Origin of the sequence: Nocardioides sp. NPDC087217, assembly GCF_044744805.1 — a bacterium.
GTDB lineage: Bacteria > Actinomycetota > Actinomycetes > Propionibacteriales > Nocardioidaceae > Nocardioides.
In genome coordinates this window covers 96,976-113,134 of sequence record NZ_JBIUZB010000003.1, presented here as the reverse complement: position 1 = coordinate 113,134, position 16,159 = coordinate 96,976, and the positions used below count along the sequence as shown (strand labels likewise).

The following is a 16,159-nucleotide window of genomic DNA, read 5'->3' as shown; positions in this document are numbered from 1 at the left end:
ACGTTCCTTTCGGCTGGTTACCGGTCATATGGCGGCCGCTCTCCCCCGCGGGCCGCGTCCGTGTACGCCGCCTCGACGACCGCCATGGTGCGGAAGACGTCCTCGACGCCGGTGGGCAGGGACGGGATCGACCCCTCGAGAAAGCGTTGGACGACGGCCATCGAGCCGATGAAGGCGTCAGGGAACCAGGACCCCTCGAACGGCACCGGTCGCCAGCCGTCGTCGAGCCGGTCGTCGGTGACGAGCTCGAGCGAGTCCTCACCGCCGCGGGGGTAGTCCAGCAGCAGGCCGAGCTGTGCCCGGATGGCGCCGCGGGTGCCCTCCCACTTGACGAAGGACTCTTCGTGCCGGGGTCCGTAGTGGTGGTCGTGGTTGGTGGAGACGACGACCCTGATCGGTCGGTCTCCGTAGCTCAGCGCGATGTCGGAGCGGCTGTTGGCGTGGGACTTCTCGGGATGACGAACGGTGACCGCGTGGACCCCGGTCGGGTCCCCCAGGAAGGAACGCACCAGATCCAGGTAGTGGACGCTGTGCATGTTGATCTCGAGCCGGTCCAGATCGAGCACGTACGGGAACATCTCCCACGGGGTCCGCACCGAGACCCGGACCTCCAGGTCGTAGAGCTCCCCGATCGTGCCGGCAGCGATGAGCTCGCGGGCAGCCACGACGTACGGCGCGAACCGGAGCTGCGTGTTGACCGCAGCCACCAGCCCCTTGCGCCGGCACACCTCACGGGTGCGGATCCCCTCGGCCAGGTGGTTCCCCAAGGGCTTCTGCAGCAGGACCGCAGCGCCGTCGGGCAGCTGCTCGAGGACCTCGACGTGCGCCTCGGGCGGAAGGGCGACGTCGTAGACCGCGTCGGCTGGAGCCGACCGGACCGCGTCCGCGACGTCCTCGCACACGGTGCGGATGCCGTACCGCTCGGCGAGGTCGCGCGCTCGCTCGGGGACGAGGTCGGTGATGCTGGCGACCTCGAACCCCGCCTTTGCGTACGCCGGCAGGTGGGCGTCACGGACGATCCCGCCGGCGCCCACGAGCACGATCGGCCGCGGGCTCTTCGGCATCTCGGCCGAGTAGCCGGGGTGCGGGTCGAGCTCCGGTGGCGGATGCGGGGCCATCAGCCCTTCACCGCCCCCATCGTCTCGCCCCGCATCAGGAACTTCTGCGCGCCGAGGAAGACGATCAGCAGCGGCAGCATCGAGATGAAGGTCGCCAGCGCCAGCTGCGGCATGTAGAGCTTCACGTCCAGGCCGGCGGCGACGGTCGGATTGAACAGCGGGCTCGCGCCGATCAGCTGCTGCAGCCCGACGGGGAGGGTCTGGTTGTTCTGGTTGGAGGAGAGCAGCGCCAGCGGCAGGAAGAAGTTGATCCAGTTGGCGACGAAGGCGAAGAAGCCGACCAGGACGGCGGCCTGGCGCGAGATCGGGAGCCCCACCCGCCAGAAGATCGACACCTCGCCGAGACCGTCGATCCGGGCGGCCTCGACGAGTTCCTGGGGCATGGTGGTCATGAAGTGGATGTAGGCCAGGTAGACCCCGAACGGGAAGAAGCCCATGATCAGCCCCACCGGCCACAGCTGGCCCACCGCGCCGATGGCGTTCACCTCGAGGAAGATGGGGATGACCAGCACGGTGTTCGGCATCACCATCGTGACCAGCGTGATCAGCAGGATGGGACGGCGGGCACGGAACCGGAGCCGGGCCATCGCGTAGCCGGCCGGGAGCGCGGCGAAGACCGCCAGCAGCGCACCCCCGCCGGCGACAGCCAGCGTGTTCAGCAGCCACCGGGTGTACAGCCCGCCACCGGGTCCGAACCCGTTGACCTGCGACCAGCTGTACTGCGCGTTGTCCCACGACATGTCGCCGAACCCGAAGGGCCCGCCGGCGCCGGAGGCGACACCCTCGTTGGACCGGAACGCCATCGCGATGAAGCCGGTGATCGGCAGGACGAACAGGCACGCCACGAACAGCATCGTGACGACGCGCGCGGTCTTGCCGATGCTCCAGTCGAACATGGCCCGCCGAGGCCGGGCCTTCGGACGTACGTCTGCGGTGATCTGACTCATCGCTGCTCCTCCTCACCGAACAGGCCGGTCCGGAAGACGACCAGCAGGCCGATCCCCAGCGTGATCACGAGCAGGATCAGCGACATCGCGGCGGCTGCGGGGAAGTTGTAGTTGCTGAAGGCGAACGCGTAGCCCAGCTGGGTGGGCGTCCACTGGTCCTCGAGGGCGTTGCTGGCGACCTGGTCGAGCAGCTGCGGCTCGAGGAACAGCTGGAACCCGTAGGCGAGGTTCATCAGCACCGCGTACCCGATCCACGGCCGGATGATCGGCAGCTTCACGTGCCAGGCCAGCTGCCACTCGTTGGCACCGTCCAGCCGCGCCGCCTCGAGCGTCTCCTCCGAGATCCCGTTGAGGCCGCCGTTGACCACGATGACCCACTGACCGACGCCCTGGAAGAACATCATCGCGGCCAGGATGAACGGCAGGTTCCCGGGTCCGGCGACCGCCTGCTTGATGGTGTCGATGCCCAGCGCCTGCCAGAACCCCTCGATCGGGGACTGGCTCGGGTTGAGCAGATAGACCCAGAGCACGAGGTTGGCGACGCCTGCCAGGGCCCCGGGGATGTAGTAGACGAACCGCATCGACGACCCGAACCATCCGGGGCTGGCGTGGACCAGCAGAGCCAGCCCGACGATGCCGATCGTCATGATAGGAAGCCAGACCACCAGGGTCGCGAAGATGTTGACGAACGTGTCGACGAACCGGTAGTCGGTGACGACGGTCCTGAAGCTGTCCACGCCCCCGAAGCCGCCGGTGGGATCCAGCGGCGTCGGCGCCTTCTCCAGAGATGTCTTGATCGCGTACGCGACCGGGATGATGCCCGCGATCATCAGCAGGACGAGGTAGGGCGCCATCAGCATCCAGGCGCCACGCGTCTCGCTGGGCCGCGCGACGCGTCGCCGGGGACGGCGCCTCGGGCCCGCCTCGGGCGGTGAGGTGGCGACGTCCTCCATCAAGGCGGTCGACATGTTGCTCCTCCGATGTGTCCGGGCCACCGTGAGGCCCCGATGTGACTGGGATGGCACCCTTCGGCCCGGGCGTTCCGGGCCGAAGGAGCTCGTGCGCGGCCGGTTACTCGACCGTGTAGCCCATCGCCTTCGCCTGGCTGACCAGCTCGTCCCCGAAGGACGTCCAGGCCTGGTCGACGTCGCCCCCTGAGGCGAGGGCGGCGGCCACCGTCTCGGTCCACACCGCTCCGGTGTTGTAGAGCATGTAGGCGTGGCCGTCGACGACGTAGTCGTTGGCCTTCTTCATCGCCTCGAACGTGGTCTCGTTGTCCGCGAAGTAGTTGGCCTTGGCCTGCTTCTCCGCCCACGCGTCCTGCACGGGACCGTACGCCGGCAGGCCGGTGGAGAGCTCGACCTGCCACCTCGGGTCGGTGGCGACGAACTCGGCGAAGGTCAGCGTGTTCTCGAGCTGCTTGCCCGTGATGTGGTTCGAGACGCCCCAGAGGCCCCCGCCCTCGTTGCCGGTGGAGGGCTCGCTCTCACCGTCCCACGCGAGGGGCTCCACGGCGGTCATCTGACCGGCCGGGATCCTCCAGGTCTGGTTGAAGAGGTAGTCGCCCCACCACGCGGCACCGGGGCTCATGACCAGGTCCTTGCCGGCCTTCGCCGCGTCCGGGTCGAAGATGCCGACGGTCGAGAGTGCCTTGCCCTCCAGCATCGTGCCGATCAGGTCCACCGCTCGCGTGCACTTGGCGTCGGAGGTGTCGATGTGGACGACGGTCTCGGACTGTCGGTCGTTGGTGGGACAGCCCGAGCCCCACAGATAGCGGTCCGGCGCGTACGCGTCGCCGGTGAAGCCGCTGATCTTGCCCGGGTGCTCCTTGGCGATCTGGACGGCCAGGTCGCCGTACTCCTCCCAGGTCGTCGGCACCTCGTAGCCGTTGGCGTCGAAGAAGGCCTTGTTGTACCAGAACACGTCAGGGGCCGCGTCGTTGCGAAGGCACCGGACCTGACCGTCGATCTCGCACGCGGCGTTGATCGAACCCTCGTAGCCGTCGAGCACGTCGGGCAGGTGGTCGGTCAGGTCGAGCGTGTAGTCGATCTGCGCGCCGGAGGCCCATGCGATGTCGTCGTTGGAGGGAAAGAAGATGGCGTCCGGCCAGCCCTGTCCGGCCTCGTTGAACTGGGCGAACTGCTGCTGAAGAGACTTGCCACCGACGGTCCCGTCGATCTGGTTGATCTTGATGTCGATGTCCGGGTACGCCTTCTTGAAGGCGTTCGCGGCGGGCACTCGCGGCGGGTCGACCCAGACGGTGATCGCGCCACCGGAGTCCGTCTTCTCGCCCGCGGCGTCATCTCCTCCGCCGGAGCCGCAGGCACCCAGGACCGAGGCGGCCAGCAGGGTCGCGGCGGCCACCAGGGGCGCCCGGCGACGTGAACCGAGTGGGTTTCGCTTCATGGACATGGCTCCTTCGACGATGTGTCCCGAGCGGATGCAATGTGACGCAGGCCACTGCTCAAACGTTAGAGCAGATCACCAGGAGTGGTCAATCGTTTGAGTAGATCTTCCTCAGGACAGCCGGGCGAGAGGCCAGGACAGGGCCGATGCGGGGCGCGCGAGACCCACCGCGCGGCTGCGGGGTGCTCGTCCGTCAGTTCTCAGACGGCCGAAGCGGTGGCGCCGTGGACTCCCGCACGATGAGCTCCGGGGCGGGGTCGGTGATCATCTCGTCGGCCATCTCACCGGTCTCGATGCGGCGGACGACGCTGCGTACGGCTGCACGGCCCATGTCGTAGAACTGCATCTTGACCGCGGTCAGCGGTGGCCAGGTGTTCTCAGCGGTCCAGGAGTCGTGCACGGTGGCCACGGACAGGTCCTCGGGGACACGGATCCCGTCGGCGCGGGCGGCCGCGAGGAGACCGATGGCGGCGTTGACGTTGGCGACCACGATTCCCGTGGGCCTCGGCTCCCGCTCCATCAGTCGCCGCAGGGCGGTGCGGCCGTTGTCGGCGGTGTAGCCGACCCGCGTCTCGTAGTCCTGACGTACCGGCAACCCGGCCTCGACGAGGGCCTCCTTGTAGCCCACCCGCCGCCGCTTCGCGGTGAACGAGCGGGGAAGGCCGTTGGCGAAGGCGATCCTCTCGTGGCCGAGGTCGATCAGGTGCTGGGTGGCGATCCGGGCACCGGTACGGTCGTCGAGAGCGACCGAACCGACGTGTCCCGGGTAGGTGGAGTTGATCAGCACGATCGGAGCGCCCGAGGCCAGCAGGTCCCCCATCCCGGCCGGCGCGACGCCGTCGCCCACCTGGATGACCATGCCGTCCACGCGTCCCTCGCCGATGAGCCGGGCGATCATCTCGCCTTCGGGACGTACGTCGTCGGCGCGGCCGAGCAGCAGCGTGTAGCCCCGCGCTGCCGACTCGTCCTCGGCGCCGTGCATGAGCTCGGTGAACAGGGCGTTGGTCAGGTCGGGGACGACCAGCCCGACCACGTGGGTCCGCGCCGACTTCAAGGCCCGCCCGGCGAAGTTGGGTCGGTAGTGCAGGTCCTTGGCCGCCTGCACGATCCGCTCGCGGGTGGCCTCGCTCACCCGTGCCGAGGGCGCGTCGCTGAGCACCCTCGAGACGGCCGAGATCGAGACACCGGCGCGGGCTGCGACATCGCCGAGGGTGGCCATGGGCCGCAGCCTAGCTCTGCCCGGCTGCGACGGTTGGGCACCCGGCGGCTCCGGCGTGGCCGGAGCCGGTTGACTGACATCGGTCATGCGGGCCAACCCTCGAGAGGGTCGGCGCCGTCACGCAGGATCCCGTGTTCTCCGAGCCGCGGCGCACCCCGCCGATGCCTGAGGATCTCGCCGTCGATGCGGATGGGGCTCCGCGTGGTCGTCAGCGTCACCGATGCGCCGCCTGGCTCCGGAGCCGAGCGCTCGACCTGCTGGGTCATCTCGAGCGCGGCGAACTCCGGCGAGGCGAGCAGCTCCTCGAGGGTGAGCACCGGCGCGAACCACTCGCTGCTCCCATCCTGTGCGCGCAGCGCGTCCAGCCAGGCGGCCGTGGTGTCACGGCCCAGAGCGGCCGAGATCAGGTCGCTCACCCGGTCCGGGTCGTTCGCCCACGACCCGGTGGCCGCGAGCTGGGCCAGCTCGGCGTCACCCAGCGCGGCCGCGAGCTCGTCGAGGGGCGCTCCTGTCAGCGCGACGTAGCCGTCCTTGGTGGCGAAGATCCCGGCGGGGGTCCAGGCGGACATCGGACGAGGCGAGCCCGCCAGGCCCTCGCCCTCGGGTCGCGTCAGGAGCGTTGCCTGCAGGTCGAGCATGCCCTCGAGCAGGCTGGTCTCCACGAGCCCGCCCCGGCCGGTCCTGGCCCGGCGTACGAGCAGGGCGGTCACGCCTTCGGCGAGGTGGCAGCTCATCAGGTGGTCCGCGAGGGAGAGCCCGACCGTCATGGGCCGGTCCGCACCGGCGAGCCACGTCGCCCCCGACACCGCCTGGGCCAGGAGGTCCTGGCCGGGTCGGCTCACCCAGGGTCCGGTGTCGCCGTAGCCCGAGGCGCTCGCATAGACGAGCCCCGGATTGAGCTCGCGCACGCTCGCGTAGTCGAGGCCGATGCGCTCCATGACCCCGGGCCGGAAGTTCTCGATGACGACGTCGGCGCGAGCGACGAGGTCCTTCACCCGAGCCAGGTCCGCCGGGTCCTTGAGGTCGGCGACGACCGCCTCCTTGTTGCGGTTCATGGCATGGAACGAGAGCGTGTCCCCCGCCGCCGAGCGGCCTGCGAACGCGAGCGTACGGCCGATCTCGCCGGTGTGCGGCCGCTCGACCTTGATCACCCGTGCGCCCAGGTCGGCCAGCCGAAGCGCTGCGACCGGACCCGCCAGGAACTGGCTGAAGTCCAGGACCACGGTCCCGGCGAGAGGCAGATCCTCCGGTTGCATCGCCACTCCCCCTCGCGCGATCAATCGTTTGCGCAATGGTACGGCCCGGGTGATGTCGAGAGCAAGCAGCGCCGAGACGTCAGCTACGTCGGGCGAGACGTCAGCTAGGGCGGACGAGTTGGCACGGCGTTGCCGCCTCGGCCGACGCGGGCGACTTCTCGGCCGACGCGGCTGACGCCTCGGCTGGTCTTAGACGTGCAGGGCGCCGTCGATGCGACGTGGCGTGCCGGTGTGTCCGTCGCGCAGCTCCTCGGGCAACAGCTCCGGCGGCGCGTCCTGCCACACCATCGGGCGCAGGAAGCGGCGCACGGCGGTGACGCCGACCGAGGTGTGCAGGGTGTTGGTGGACGGCCACGGTCCGCCGTGGTGCTGCGCCCAGGAGACACGTACGCCGGTGGGGAAGCCGTCGAAGACCAGGCGGCCGGCGATCGGGGCGACCGCCTCGACGAGCCGTCGGGTCAGTGCGGACTCGTCGGGCTCGGAGTGGAGGGAGGCGGTCAGCGATCCGGGCACCTGACTCAGGGCGGCGACGAGGTCGGCCTCGTCGGCGTACCTCACCACGACGGCGGCGGGGCCGAAGCACTCCTCGAGTACCTCCGCGAGTCCCGCCGAGCCGGTCACCAGGAGTCCCGCGGCGGCCCATGCGGCCTCGCTCTGCTCCTGCGCCGTCACGGCTGCGGTGACGCCGGGAGCCGACGCGAGCCGGCCGAGGATCTCTCGATAGGAGCCGGCGATGCCGACGTTGAGCAGCGGCTGCGCGACCGACTCGGCCAGGATCGCGGCCAGTGTCTCGACCAACGCGTCGCCGACCTCCCCGACCGGCACGAACACCAGTCCCGGCTTGGTGCACAGCTGCCCGGCCGACCCGGTGATCGAGGCCGCGAGGCCCTCGGCGATGGCCGTCCCTCGGGCCGCGGCGGCACCGGGAGTGACGACGAGCGGGTTGAGGCTCCCCAGCTCGCCGTAGAACGGGATCGGCTCGGGCCGCGCGTTGACCAGGTCGAGCAGCGCGCGGCCTCCGGCGGGCGAGCCGGTGAAGCCGACCGCCTTGATGAGCGGATGGACGACCAGGTCGGCCCCAGCCTCGCGACCGTGGACCAGGCCGACCGTGCCGGGCGGTAGCCCGAGGTCCTCGACCGCGGCCTGGAGCGCGTCGAAGGCGAGCCGGGAGGTCAGCGGGTGCGACTCGTGCGCCTTGACCACGACCGGGCAGCCGGCCGCGACGGCAGACGCGGTGTCGCCGCCCGGCACCGAGAAGGCGAGCGGGAAGTTGCTGGCTCCGAAGACGGCGACCGGGCCGAGCGCCACGAGCATGCGGCGTACGTCGGGGGCAGGCCCGAGCGCGGTCTGGCCGGCATGGTCGATCGCGGCCTCGAGGAAGCTGCCCTCCCGGACGGCCTCGGCGAAGAGGCGCAGCTGGAAGCTGGTGCGGCCGACCTCACCCTCCAAGCGAGGCCGGGTCAGCCCGGTCTCCGACATCGCGGTCTCGACGAGCCGGGCGCGACTCTCCTCGAGCCAATCGGCCATCGCCTCGAGCAGGCGGGCGCGCCCCTCGCGACCCAGGGCCGCCAGCGCGGGCACGGCTAGATGTGCCTTCGTGACGACCCGGTCGACCTCGTCGGTGGTGGTGGCCTGCAGAGCGGTCCGTGTCTCCTCGCCGGTGGCGGGGTTGCGAGAGAACAGGACGGTCACAGCAGGTTCCTTCCGGCGAGGTTGCGCATCAGGTCGGCGACGCCGAAATCCCACGGCGCGCACTCCTCGCTCGGCCGGACCCGGTTGACGAGGGTGCCGAGCTCGGGCGCGGAGATCCGGACGACGTCGCCCGAGTGGTGGGTGAACCCCATACCGGGCTCGTCCCTGTCGTCGGAGGGCGCGAACATGGTGCCGAGCAGCAGCACGGCCCCGTCGGGATACTGGTGGTGCGGGCCGACCAGCTGGCCCACCAGATCCGCGGGATCGCGGCTGATCGCACGCATCGACGAGGTGCCGACCATCTCGAAGTCGTCCTCGCCACGCACCTCGAGCGAGACGGTCATCGCGCGCACGTCGTCGAGGGTGAAGCCGTCGTCGAAGAGTCGTACGAACGGGCCGATGGCACAGGCGGCGTTGTTGTCCTTGGCCTTGGGCAGCAGGAGCGCCGAGCGGCCCTCGACGTCGCGCAGGTTGACGTCGTTGCCGAGGGTGGCGCCGACGATCCGGCCGTCGGAGGCGACGACCAGCGCCACCTCGGGCTCGGGGTTGTTCCAGCGCGATGCGTCCAGCACCCCGACCTCGGCGCCGGTGCCGACCGCGGACAGCGGCTGGGCCTTGGTGAAGATCTCGGCGTCGGGTCCGATGCCGACCTCGAGGTACTGGCTCCACATGCCACGCTCGCGCAGCACCTCCTTGAGCCTCTGCGCCTCCGACGAGCCGGGAACCAGCTCGTCGAGCCCGCCGCCGATCGCCGCGGTGATCTCGGCGCGCACCGTGGCCGCGGCGTCGGCCTCACCTCGAGCGCGTTCCTCGATGAGCCGCTCCAACATCGAGACCACGAAGGTCACCCCGGCGGCCTTGACCGCCTGCAGGTCGACCGGCGCGAGCAGCCAGGGGCGGGCGGCGTCGCGGCCCTCCGGCGGCGTGTTGGCGAGCAGGTCGGCCACCGTGGCCAGCGGCTCGGCGGGCACGTCGGCCAGCGCCGCAGCGGGGTCGGTCTGCTCGCAGAGGTCGCGCACCGTCGCGAACGTCCGGCTCACGTCGTACGCCTTGCCGTCCCGCACCACGACGACGCTCGGGCCTCCTGCCTGCGGGTCCCAGACGCGCCCCACGAGCGTCGGGACGGCGCCGTCGGTGGGCAGGGTGGTGGCCAGGTCGGGCCCCCAGTCGGTGGTGACGGTCATCGGTGGTCCTCCGGTCAGGCTCGTACGAATCGGGGTGCGCGCTTCTCGGCGAACGCCGCGCGGCCCTCGGCGGCGTCGGCGGTCGCGAAGCAGACGGTCTGGATGTCGCGCTCGTAGGTGACCGCCTGTTCCAGGGGCATGTTGGCGGCAGCGGCCAGGTTGGCCTTCGCGGTCTCGACCGCGATCGGAGCACGGCTTGCGATGGTCTCGGCGAGCTCGAGGGCGCGCGGCATGAGGGCATCAGGATCGAGCACCTCGCTGACCAGGCCCCAGGCGAGCGCCTGCTGAGCGTCGATCGGATCGCCGGTCATCAGCATCACCGCCGCGTTGCTCGGGCCGATCGAGCGGTCCAGCAGCGCCGACATACCGCCACCGCCGATCCAGCCGAGCTTCACCTCGGCGGCCGCGAGCCTCGCGGTGGTCGACGCCAGCCGGATGTCGCAGATCAGCGCGGTCTCCAGCCCGCCGCCGAGGGCGTACCCGTTGACGGCGGCGATGATCGGCTTGCGCAGCACCTTGAGCGAGTCGCAGTAGTCCTCCCGGTTGCGGAAGGCCCACGGGCTGGCGTACTTGTCGAGCTCGGCGATGTCCGAGCCCGCACAGAAGGCGCGGTCGCCGGCGCCGGTGAGCACCACGACCCGAATCTCGTCGGCGTCGTTGCACCAGCGCGCCAGCGCGACGAGCGCATCCGACATCTCCTGGGTGACGGCGTTGAGCTTGGCGGGCCGGTTGAGGGTGATCACCCCGATGTGACCGCGCTGCTCGAACAGCACCTCCGGGCAGGTCGACTCAGGTGCGGTCATCGGGCAGCTCCTTCCGGGCTCGTGCGGCCGAGGGCGGCCAGATGGCGGTCGTCGATCCGAGACAGGGCGGCGTCGATGCTGACCGAGCCGGACAGGGCCTCGCGCACGACCTCGGCCGCCGCGGTCTGGAACGTCACGTAGCCCGGATGACGGGGCCGGACCCAGGCCCGCTCGACCGTCTCCAGGGTGCCACGATAGAAGTCGCCCACCGGCTCGTTCACGGCCGGCGAGGTCCACGCGGCGCGTGCCGACGGCTGGCCGGAGTGTGCCGGGATGAAGGCCTCCTGCACCGGCCCCGACATGAGATGGCGTACGTGGTCGAGCAGCTCAGGAGTGACTGCGCACCGTGCCGTGATGGCCAGGCCGGTCCCGCCGAGGGTGGAACCGGGCCGGGTACCAGGTGCCAGCGTGGGCGCGTCGGTGAAGCGCACCGGACGGTCGAGCGTGGTGTCGGCGTAGGTGACGTAGCCGTAGACGAGCGGCACGTGGGCGATCGTGTCGCCCTCGGTCATTTCGGCGAGCAGCCCGATCGGGTCGAGGTCCAGGGTGTGGCGCGGCGCCCGGGTGGCGAGGTCGGCCATCAGCTCGAGGGCCTGGCGTCCGACCTCGTCGGAGACGAAGCCTTGCGCGCCCCCTGGCTCCTCCCCCAGTGCGACGCAGACCGAGGTGAAGGTCAGGAGCGCGTGCGGGCCCGCGACCGAGAGCGCGACCGGCGCCCGCCGGGACAGCGCGGCGACCTCCGCCCACAGCCGCGGGACGACATCCACGAGGTCCGCGCGCGTCGCGGCGACCTGCGTCGCGGCGTCGAGAGGCACCGCCCACAGCCGTCCGTCCATGACGTACGACGCCAGGCTGGGGCCCACGGCCGCGTCCGCCCACGCCGCCACCTGCTCGTGACCGACGAGGTCGTCGAACGGCTGCAGGCAGCCCTGTGCGAGGGCGTCGCCGAGGTGGGGGTGGTCGAGGACGACGAGGTCGTAGTCGGCGGCGATCTCCTCGATCGGGGTGGACTCGAAACCGCTGAGCGGGTGGACGTCCCAGGTCAGGTCCAGGTCGCTCGCCTCGGCCGCCGTGACCAGGGCATCCCGGCCGCGCGGGTGGTCCCAGGTCAGGCCACGGAAGGTCGGCAGGGTCATCAGACCGGCTGCTCTGGACGGGTCTCGGCGACCACGCCGTCGGCGGTCAGCGCCGCGATCTCCTCGTCGCTGAAGCCGGCCTCTGCGAGCAGCTCGCCGGTGTGCTCCCCGACCAGGGGAGCGCCCCGCTCGATCGAGGCCGGGGTACGGGAGAAGGCGTACGGGAATCCGGGGGTCGTGACCCGGCCCTCGGTGGGGTGGTCGTACTCGACGAAGGTCCCGTTGTGCTTGATCTGCGGGTCCTCGACCAGGGCCGCGTAGTCCTGGACCGGGCCGCACCAGATGCCGGCGGCTCCAAGAGCGTCGAGCCACTCGGCCGTCGTACGCAGCACCAGCCTGTCCGCCGTGCGGCGATGGACCTCGTCCCGGTGGCTCCAGCCGTGCACCTCCGAGCTCATCTCGGCGAACGCGGGCTCGTCGATGACCTTGCCCAGAGCCGGCAGGTCGGGCATGGCCAGGGCGAGGAAGCCGTCCGCCGTCTTGAACGTGCCGTACGGCGCCCGGATGTAGACGTGCGCATGCGGCTCCGCGCTGCGCTGCTGGGGCACCTTGCCGGCCACGAACACCGACAGCTCCTGCATCTGCAAGGTGGTGATCGCGTCCAGCATGTTCACCTTCACCAGCTGTCCCTCACCCGTACGCTCGCGGTGGAGCAGCGCCGCCAGGACCGCCTCGAACGCCGTGGAGGCGGTGACCGCGTCGACGAGGTACTGCCCCGCTGGCTGCGGCGCCTCGCCGTGGCGACCGGTCGAGAGCATCGCGCCGCTGCGGGCCTGCAGCAGCAGGTCCTGTCCGGGCTGGTCGACGTCGGGGCCGTCCTCGCCGTAGCCGGACATCGAGACATAGACCAGTCGCGGGTTGATCGCCGAGAGCGTCGCGTAGTCGACGCCGAGTCGCTCAGCGACCCCGGGCCGATAGTTCTGCAGGAAAACATCTGCCGTCTCAACCATCCGCAGCAGAACGTTCTTGCCGGCATCGGCCTTGAGGTCGACGGCCAGCGAGCGCTTGTTGCGGTTGAGGGAGAGGAAGGAGACGTTGATCTGGTTGCCCTGCGCGCCGCCGGCAGCGGCGTGGCGCTGCCACTCGCCGGTGACCGGCTCGACCTTGACGACATCGGCGCCCAGGTCACCCAGCCGCTGAGCGGCGAACGGACCGGCCATGGCGATCGAGCAGTCGAGGACGCGGTAGCCCTCGAGGATGCGGGGTGTGGTGGTCATCGGTCTTCCTTGTCGATCGGCTGGCTGGTCAGTCGGGCTGGTCGCCGAGTGCGCGGATCGCGGCGCGAGACGCCCGGACGGCCTCTGCACCGTCGAGCACGCGGATCGTGGTGGAGTAGCTGCGCGTCTCACCGTGCTCGAGCCAGGTCATCGAGCCGTCCTCACGGGCGGCGGCATCGCCGGCGACGGCGTGCGTCGACGGCTCCAGGCCGATGGCGTACTGGCCGCTGCGAAGGTTCTGCCACTCGAAGAAGTGCGGCATCGTGGCGGAGTCCCAGGAGACCTCGACGCCGAGGGTCTCGTCACCGCGGACCAGTGCGACCCGGTGCCGCCCATCGCCCTCGGCGACGAGCGTGTGCTCATGGACCTGCTCGACGAACCGCGGCTGCGGCTCGGGGAGGGTGCGGTAGGAGACGCCCTGCTCGGCGACCGAGTCGGAGCGCCACGGCGTCTCGCTGATCGCCGCGACGAACTCCGCGCCCGCGTCGACCAGCGGCCAGCCGAAGTTGAGGTGGTAGAGGAACATGTGCGGCGTCGGGTCGAAGCCGAGGTTGTCGACGACGTCGTGGAGGCGGATCTCGAGCCCGTCGAAGTCGGCCTCGATCGTGCGGGTCAGGCGCAGGTGCTCACCGAAGGAGGTGGCCTGGACGACCTCGCCGCGCACCCGCAGCACGCAACTGTCGCCGTCCCACACCTCGCCGGCCTCGAGCAGCCGGCCGGGGATCGCGGTGAGCCGGCCGTGCAAGCCGTGGTTGACCGTCTGCTTCGGCGGATAGTTGTACGCCGTCGCATCCACGTCACCACCGAAGAGCGTGTGGTCGAGGCCGCCGGAGACCAGCAGGCCATCGAGGGCGCGCAGCCAGGACAGACCGCCCTCGTCGTGGTGCTCGTGCAGGCCGGGGTGACGGAAGCCGTTGCCGCTGCGCCACCCGAAGGGGACGCCCCGCAGCCGGGCCGCGCCGAGGTCGAGCGCCCGGTCGACCAGCACCTCGACCTCGAGCCCGGCCGAGGTGCGCAGCTGCACCGCACGGACGCCTCGTTCGGACCCGTTGTCGAGGACGACGTGGCGTACGCCTGCGACGGACTCGGTGTCGCCGGTGCGCTCGCGCAGCTCGCGAGGCGTGAGTCGGTGTCCGAAGACGTCCAGCTCGAAGTGATCGCTCATTGCATGTTCCATCCGCCGTCGACGTTCAGGGTCTGCCCGGTCATGAAGGACGCGTCGGGCCCGACCAGGAAGGCGATCACCGCCGCCAGCTCGTCGGGTCGGCCACGCCGCTTGAGGGACTGGTGGTCCAGCACGTGGGTCGTGTAGGCCTCGGGGTCCTCGTGGATCTCCTCGGCCTTGGTCGGGAAGGCACCTGGGGCGACCGCGTTCACCCGGATGCCCAGCGGCCCCAGCTCGCGCGCGAGCGCACGGGTCAGCGCCACCGCCGCACCCTTGGTCGAGACGTAGCTGGCGAGCTTGTCCCAGCCGCCGGAGAAGGTGATCGAGCCGACGTTGACGATCGAGCCGCTCCCCCGCGGCGCCATCAGCCGGGCCGCTGCCTGGGCGGCGACGAAGTAGGCCCGCTGGTTGACCGTCACCACGTCGTCGTACTCGCCGACCGGGATGTCCAGGAACGGCGTGGCCGGGTAGATCGCGGCATTGTTGAGCAGCACCTCGAGCGGCCCCAGCGCGCGCTCGGCCTCCTCCAGGGCGGCGACCACGGCACCAGCGTCGCGGACGTCCACGGGCAGGGTGGCCTGCCGTGCTCCGGTCGCCTCGACCTCGGCCGCCGTGGTGGTCAGTGCTTCACCGGCCAGATCGAGCAGGGCGAGCGAGAAGCCCTCCTGCCCGAGGCGTACGGCGCTGGCGCGGCCGAGCGAGCCACCCGCTCCGGTCACCACGGCACAACCGCGGGTCGGGGTCTGGGACGTCATCTGGCTGGTCCTTTCGTGGGGGGGGGGGGGGGGCAGGTCAGCGTGGAGCGGGGCCCTGCGGGCGCGGGTGAAGGGAGGGCTTGCGCACGAGCCTGCGACCGGCCCGCTCCGGACGTACGTGGGGTCCGCCGTGGCGTCCCCAGTCGGCGGCCTGGTTCATGTGCTCGATCGCCGCCTCGTCGACGACCAGGCCGAGACCGGGGAGGTCGCCGAGCACCAGGTGCCCGTCCTCGATCTCCTGGTCGGACGTGATGCCGAAGGGCAGATGCAGGTCCTGCACCTCGAGCGAGAGGTGGTTGGGGACGACCGTGGCGGCGTGGGCGATCGGATTGGCGTTGTAGCCGACCGGGCTCACCGGCAGGTCGAAGGCCAGCGCGAGGGCGGCCACGCGCAGGAAGTGGCTGATCCCCCAGACGCTGCCGGTCTGCACCACGTCGACCGCGTTGGCCTGCAGCAGCGGCCGGAACTGCTCGAGCCCGGTGAGGTTCTCCCCGGTCGCGACGGCCGCACGCACCGACTGGGAGACCCGGGTCAGGCCGTCGACGTCCCACCGGCGCACCGGCTCCTCGACCCAGGCGAGGTCGACCGACTCCTCGAGACGGCCGATGTGGCGTACCGCTTCCTTGCGCGACCAGGACTCGTTGGCGTCGAGCATCAGCGCGGGCGCGGCGCCCGTCCGGTCGTGGAAGACGTCGCTCACGAGGTGGAGGCGCCGCAGGTCGGCTTCGACGTCGAGGCCGCCCTTGATCTTGACGGCGTTGAAGCCACGGTCGGCGAACCTGGTCTGGAGCGCGGCCAACTCCTCGTCGGTCAGCGGCCCGTCCAGCCCGGAGGCGTACGCCGGCACGACCCGGTCGCGCCCGCCGAGCAGGCGCCACAGCGGCTGGCCGGCAGCCTTGGCCTTGAGATCCCACAGCGCCATGTCGAGTGCGCCGATCGCCCCGAACACCGCACCGCCGTGCCCGGACTTGAAGACCCACGACAGCATCCGGTCGTAGAGCGCCTGCACGGCGATCGGGTCCTCGCCCTCCAGAGCCGGGAAGACGACGTCAAGACCCTGGTGGTGGCCCAGGCCGATGCCCTCCAGCCCCGAGTCGGTGGTGAGGACGACAACGGGGACCGCTGTCTTGCCCGACCCGACGACGCCGTTGACGTCCCCGATGGGGCGTCCCCAGTCGTGCACCGTGGTCAGCGTGCGATAGCCCGTGATGTGCATCGCTCCTCTTCCTCTTCGTGGAGTCCGGTGCAGCGGATGGCGCGA

The 16,159-nt window shown here is 70.8% G+C and carries 14 protein-coding genes; all 14 read right to left on the bottom strand.

The window, feature by feature from the left end; all coding sequences use genetic code 11:
- Positions 1-17: 17 nt before the first annotated feature.
- Positions 18-1,118: a Gfo/Idh/MocA family protein gene (locus ACIO3S_RS14920; protein ID WP_400464909.1), complete on the bottom strand. Its 1,101-nt coding sequence runs from the start codon at positions 1,116-1,118 to the stop codon at positions 18-20.
- A complete protein-coding gene (locus ACIO3S_RS14915) occupies positions 1,118-2,065 on the bottom strand; it encodes a carbohydrate ABC transporter permease (RefSeq protein ID WP_350717347.1) in 948 nt (315 codons plus the stop codon). Before ACIO3S_RS14915 ends, ACIO3S_RS14920 begins: the two co-directional genes overlap by 1 nt.
- A complete protein-coding gene (locus ACIO3S_RS14910; RefSeq protein WP_350844404.1) occupies positions 2,062-3,033 on the bottom strand; it encodes a sugar ABC transporter permease in 972 nt (323 codons plus the stop codon). Before ACIO3S_RS14910 ends, ACIO3S_RS14915 begins: the two co-directional genes overlap by 4 nt.
- 103 nt (positions 3,034-3,136) lie before the next feature.
- Positions 3,137-4,471: an ABC transporter substrate-binding protein gene (locus tag ACIO3S_RS14905; protein ID WP_400464905.1), complete on the bottom strand. Its 1,335-nt coding sequence runs from the start codon at positions 4,469-4,471 to the stop codon at positions 3,137-3,139.
- A gap of 193 nt (positions 4,472-4,664) precedes the next feature.
- Positions 4,665-5,690, bottom strand: coding sequence for a LacI family DNA-binding transcriptional regulator (locus tag ACIO3S_RS14900; RefSeq protein ID WP_400464902.1), 1,026 nt, complete (start codon positions 5,688-5,690; stop codon positions 4,665-4,667).
- 83 nt (positions 5,691-5,773) lie between these two features.
- Entirely contained in the window at positions 5,774-6,946 is a 1,173-nt protein-coding gene (locus ACIO3S_RS14895; protein ID WP_400464899.1) for a CaiB/BaiF CoA transferase family protein, read from the bottom strand.
- 189 nt (positions 6,947-7,135) lie between these two features.
- Complete coding sequence (locus ACIO3S_RS14890) at positions 7,136-8,638, bottom strand: aldehyde dehydrogenase (NADP(+)) (RefSeq protein ID WP_400464896.1); 1,503 nt, start codon at positions 8,636-8,638, stop codon at positions 7,136-7,138.
- On the bottom strand, positions 8,635-9,822 hold the full coding sequence (locus ACIO3S_RS14885) for a fumarylacetoacetate hydrolase family protein (RefSeq protein ID WP_400464893.1): 1,188 nt from the start codon (positions 9,820-9,822) through the stop codon (positions 8,635-8,637). The genes ACIO3S_RS14890 and ACIO3S_RS14885 overlap by 4 nt, the downstream gene beginning before the upstream one ends.
- Before the next feature lie 14 nt (positions 9,823-9,836).
- Entirely contained in the window at positions 9,837-10,625 is a 789-nt protein-coding gene (locus ACIO3S_RS14880) for an enoyl-CoA hydratase/isomerase family protein (RefSeq protein WP_400464890.1), read from the bottom strand.
- Positions 10,622-11,761, bottom strand: a complete 1,140-nt coding sequence (locus ACIO3S_RS14875; protein WP_400464887.1) for a hypothetical protein — start codon at positions 11,759-11,761, stop codon at positions 10,622-10,624. The genes ACIO3S_RS14880 and ACIO3S_RS14875 overlap by 4 nt, the downstream gene beginning before the upstream one ends.
- Positions 11,761-12,978, bottom strand: a complete 1,218-nt coding sequence (locus ACIO3S_RS14870) for a CaiB/BaiF CoA transferase family protein (protein ID WP_400464884.1) — start codon at positions 12,976-12,978, stop codon at positions 11,761-11,763. Before ACIO3S_RS14870 ends, ACIO3S_RS14875 begins: the two co-directional genes overlap by 1 nt.
- 28 nt (positions 12,979-13,006) lie before the next feature.
- Complete coding sequence (locus tag ACIO3S_RS14865) at positions 13,007-14,143, bottom strand: aldose 1-epimerase family protein (protein ID WP_400464881.1); 1,137 nt, start codon at positions 14,141-14,143, stop codon at positions 13,007-13,009.
- A complete protein-coding gene (locus tag ACIO3S_RS14860; protein WP_400464878.1) occupies positions 14,140-14,898 on the bottom strand; it encodes an SDR family NAD(P)-dependent oxidoreductase in 759 nt (252 codons plus the stop codon). Before ACIO3S_RS14860 ends, ACIO3S_RS14865 begins: the two co-directional genes overlap by 4 nt.
- Before the next feature lie 37 nt (positions 14,899-14,935).
- Positions 14,936-16,114 carry a mandelate racemase/muconate lactonizing enzyme family protein gene (locus tag ACIO3S_RS14855; protein WP_400464876.1) on the bottom strand — a complete coding sequence of 393 codons (1,179 nt, stop codon included), beginning with the start codon at positions 16,112-16,114 and terminating at the stop codon, positions 14,936-14,938.
- Positions 16,115-16,159 lie beyond the last annotated feature (45 nt).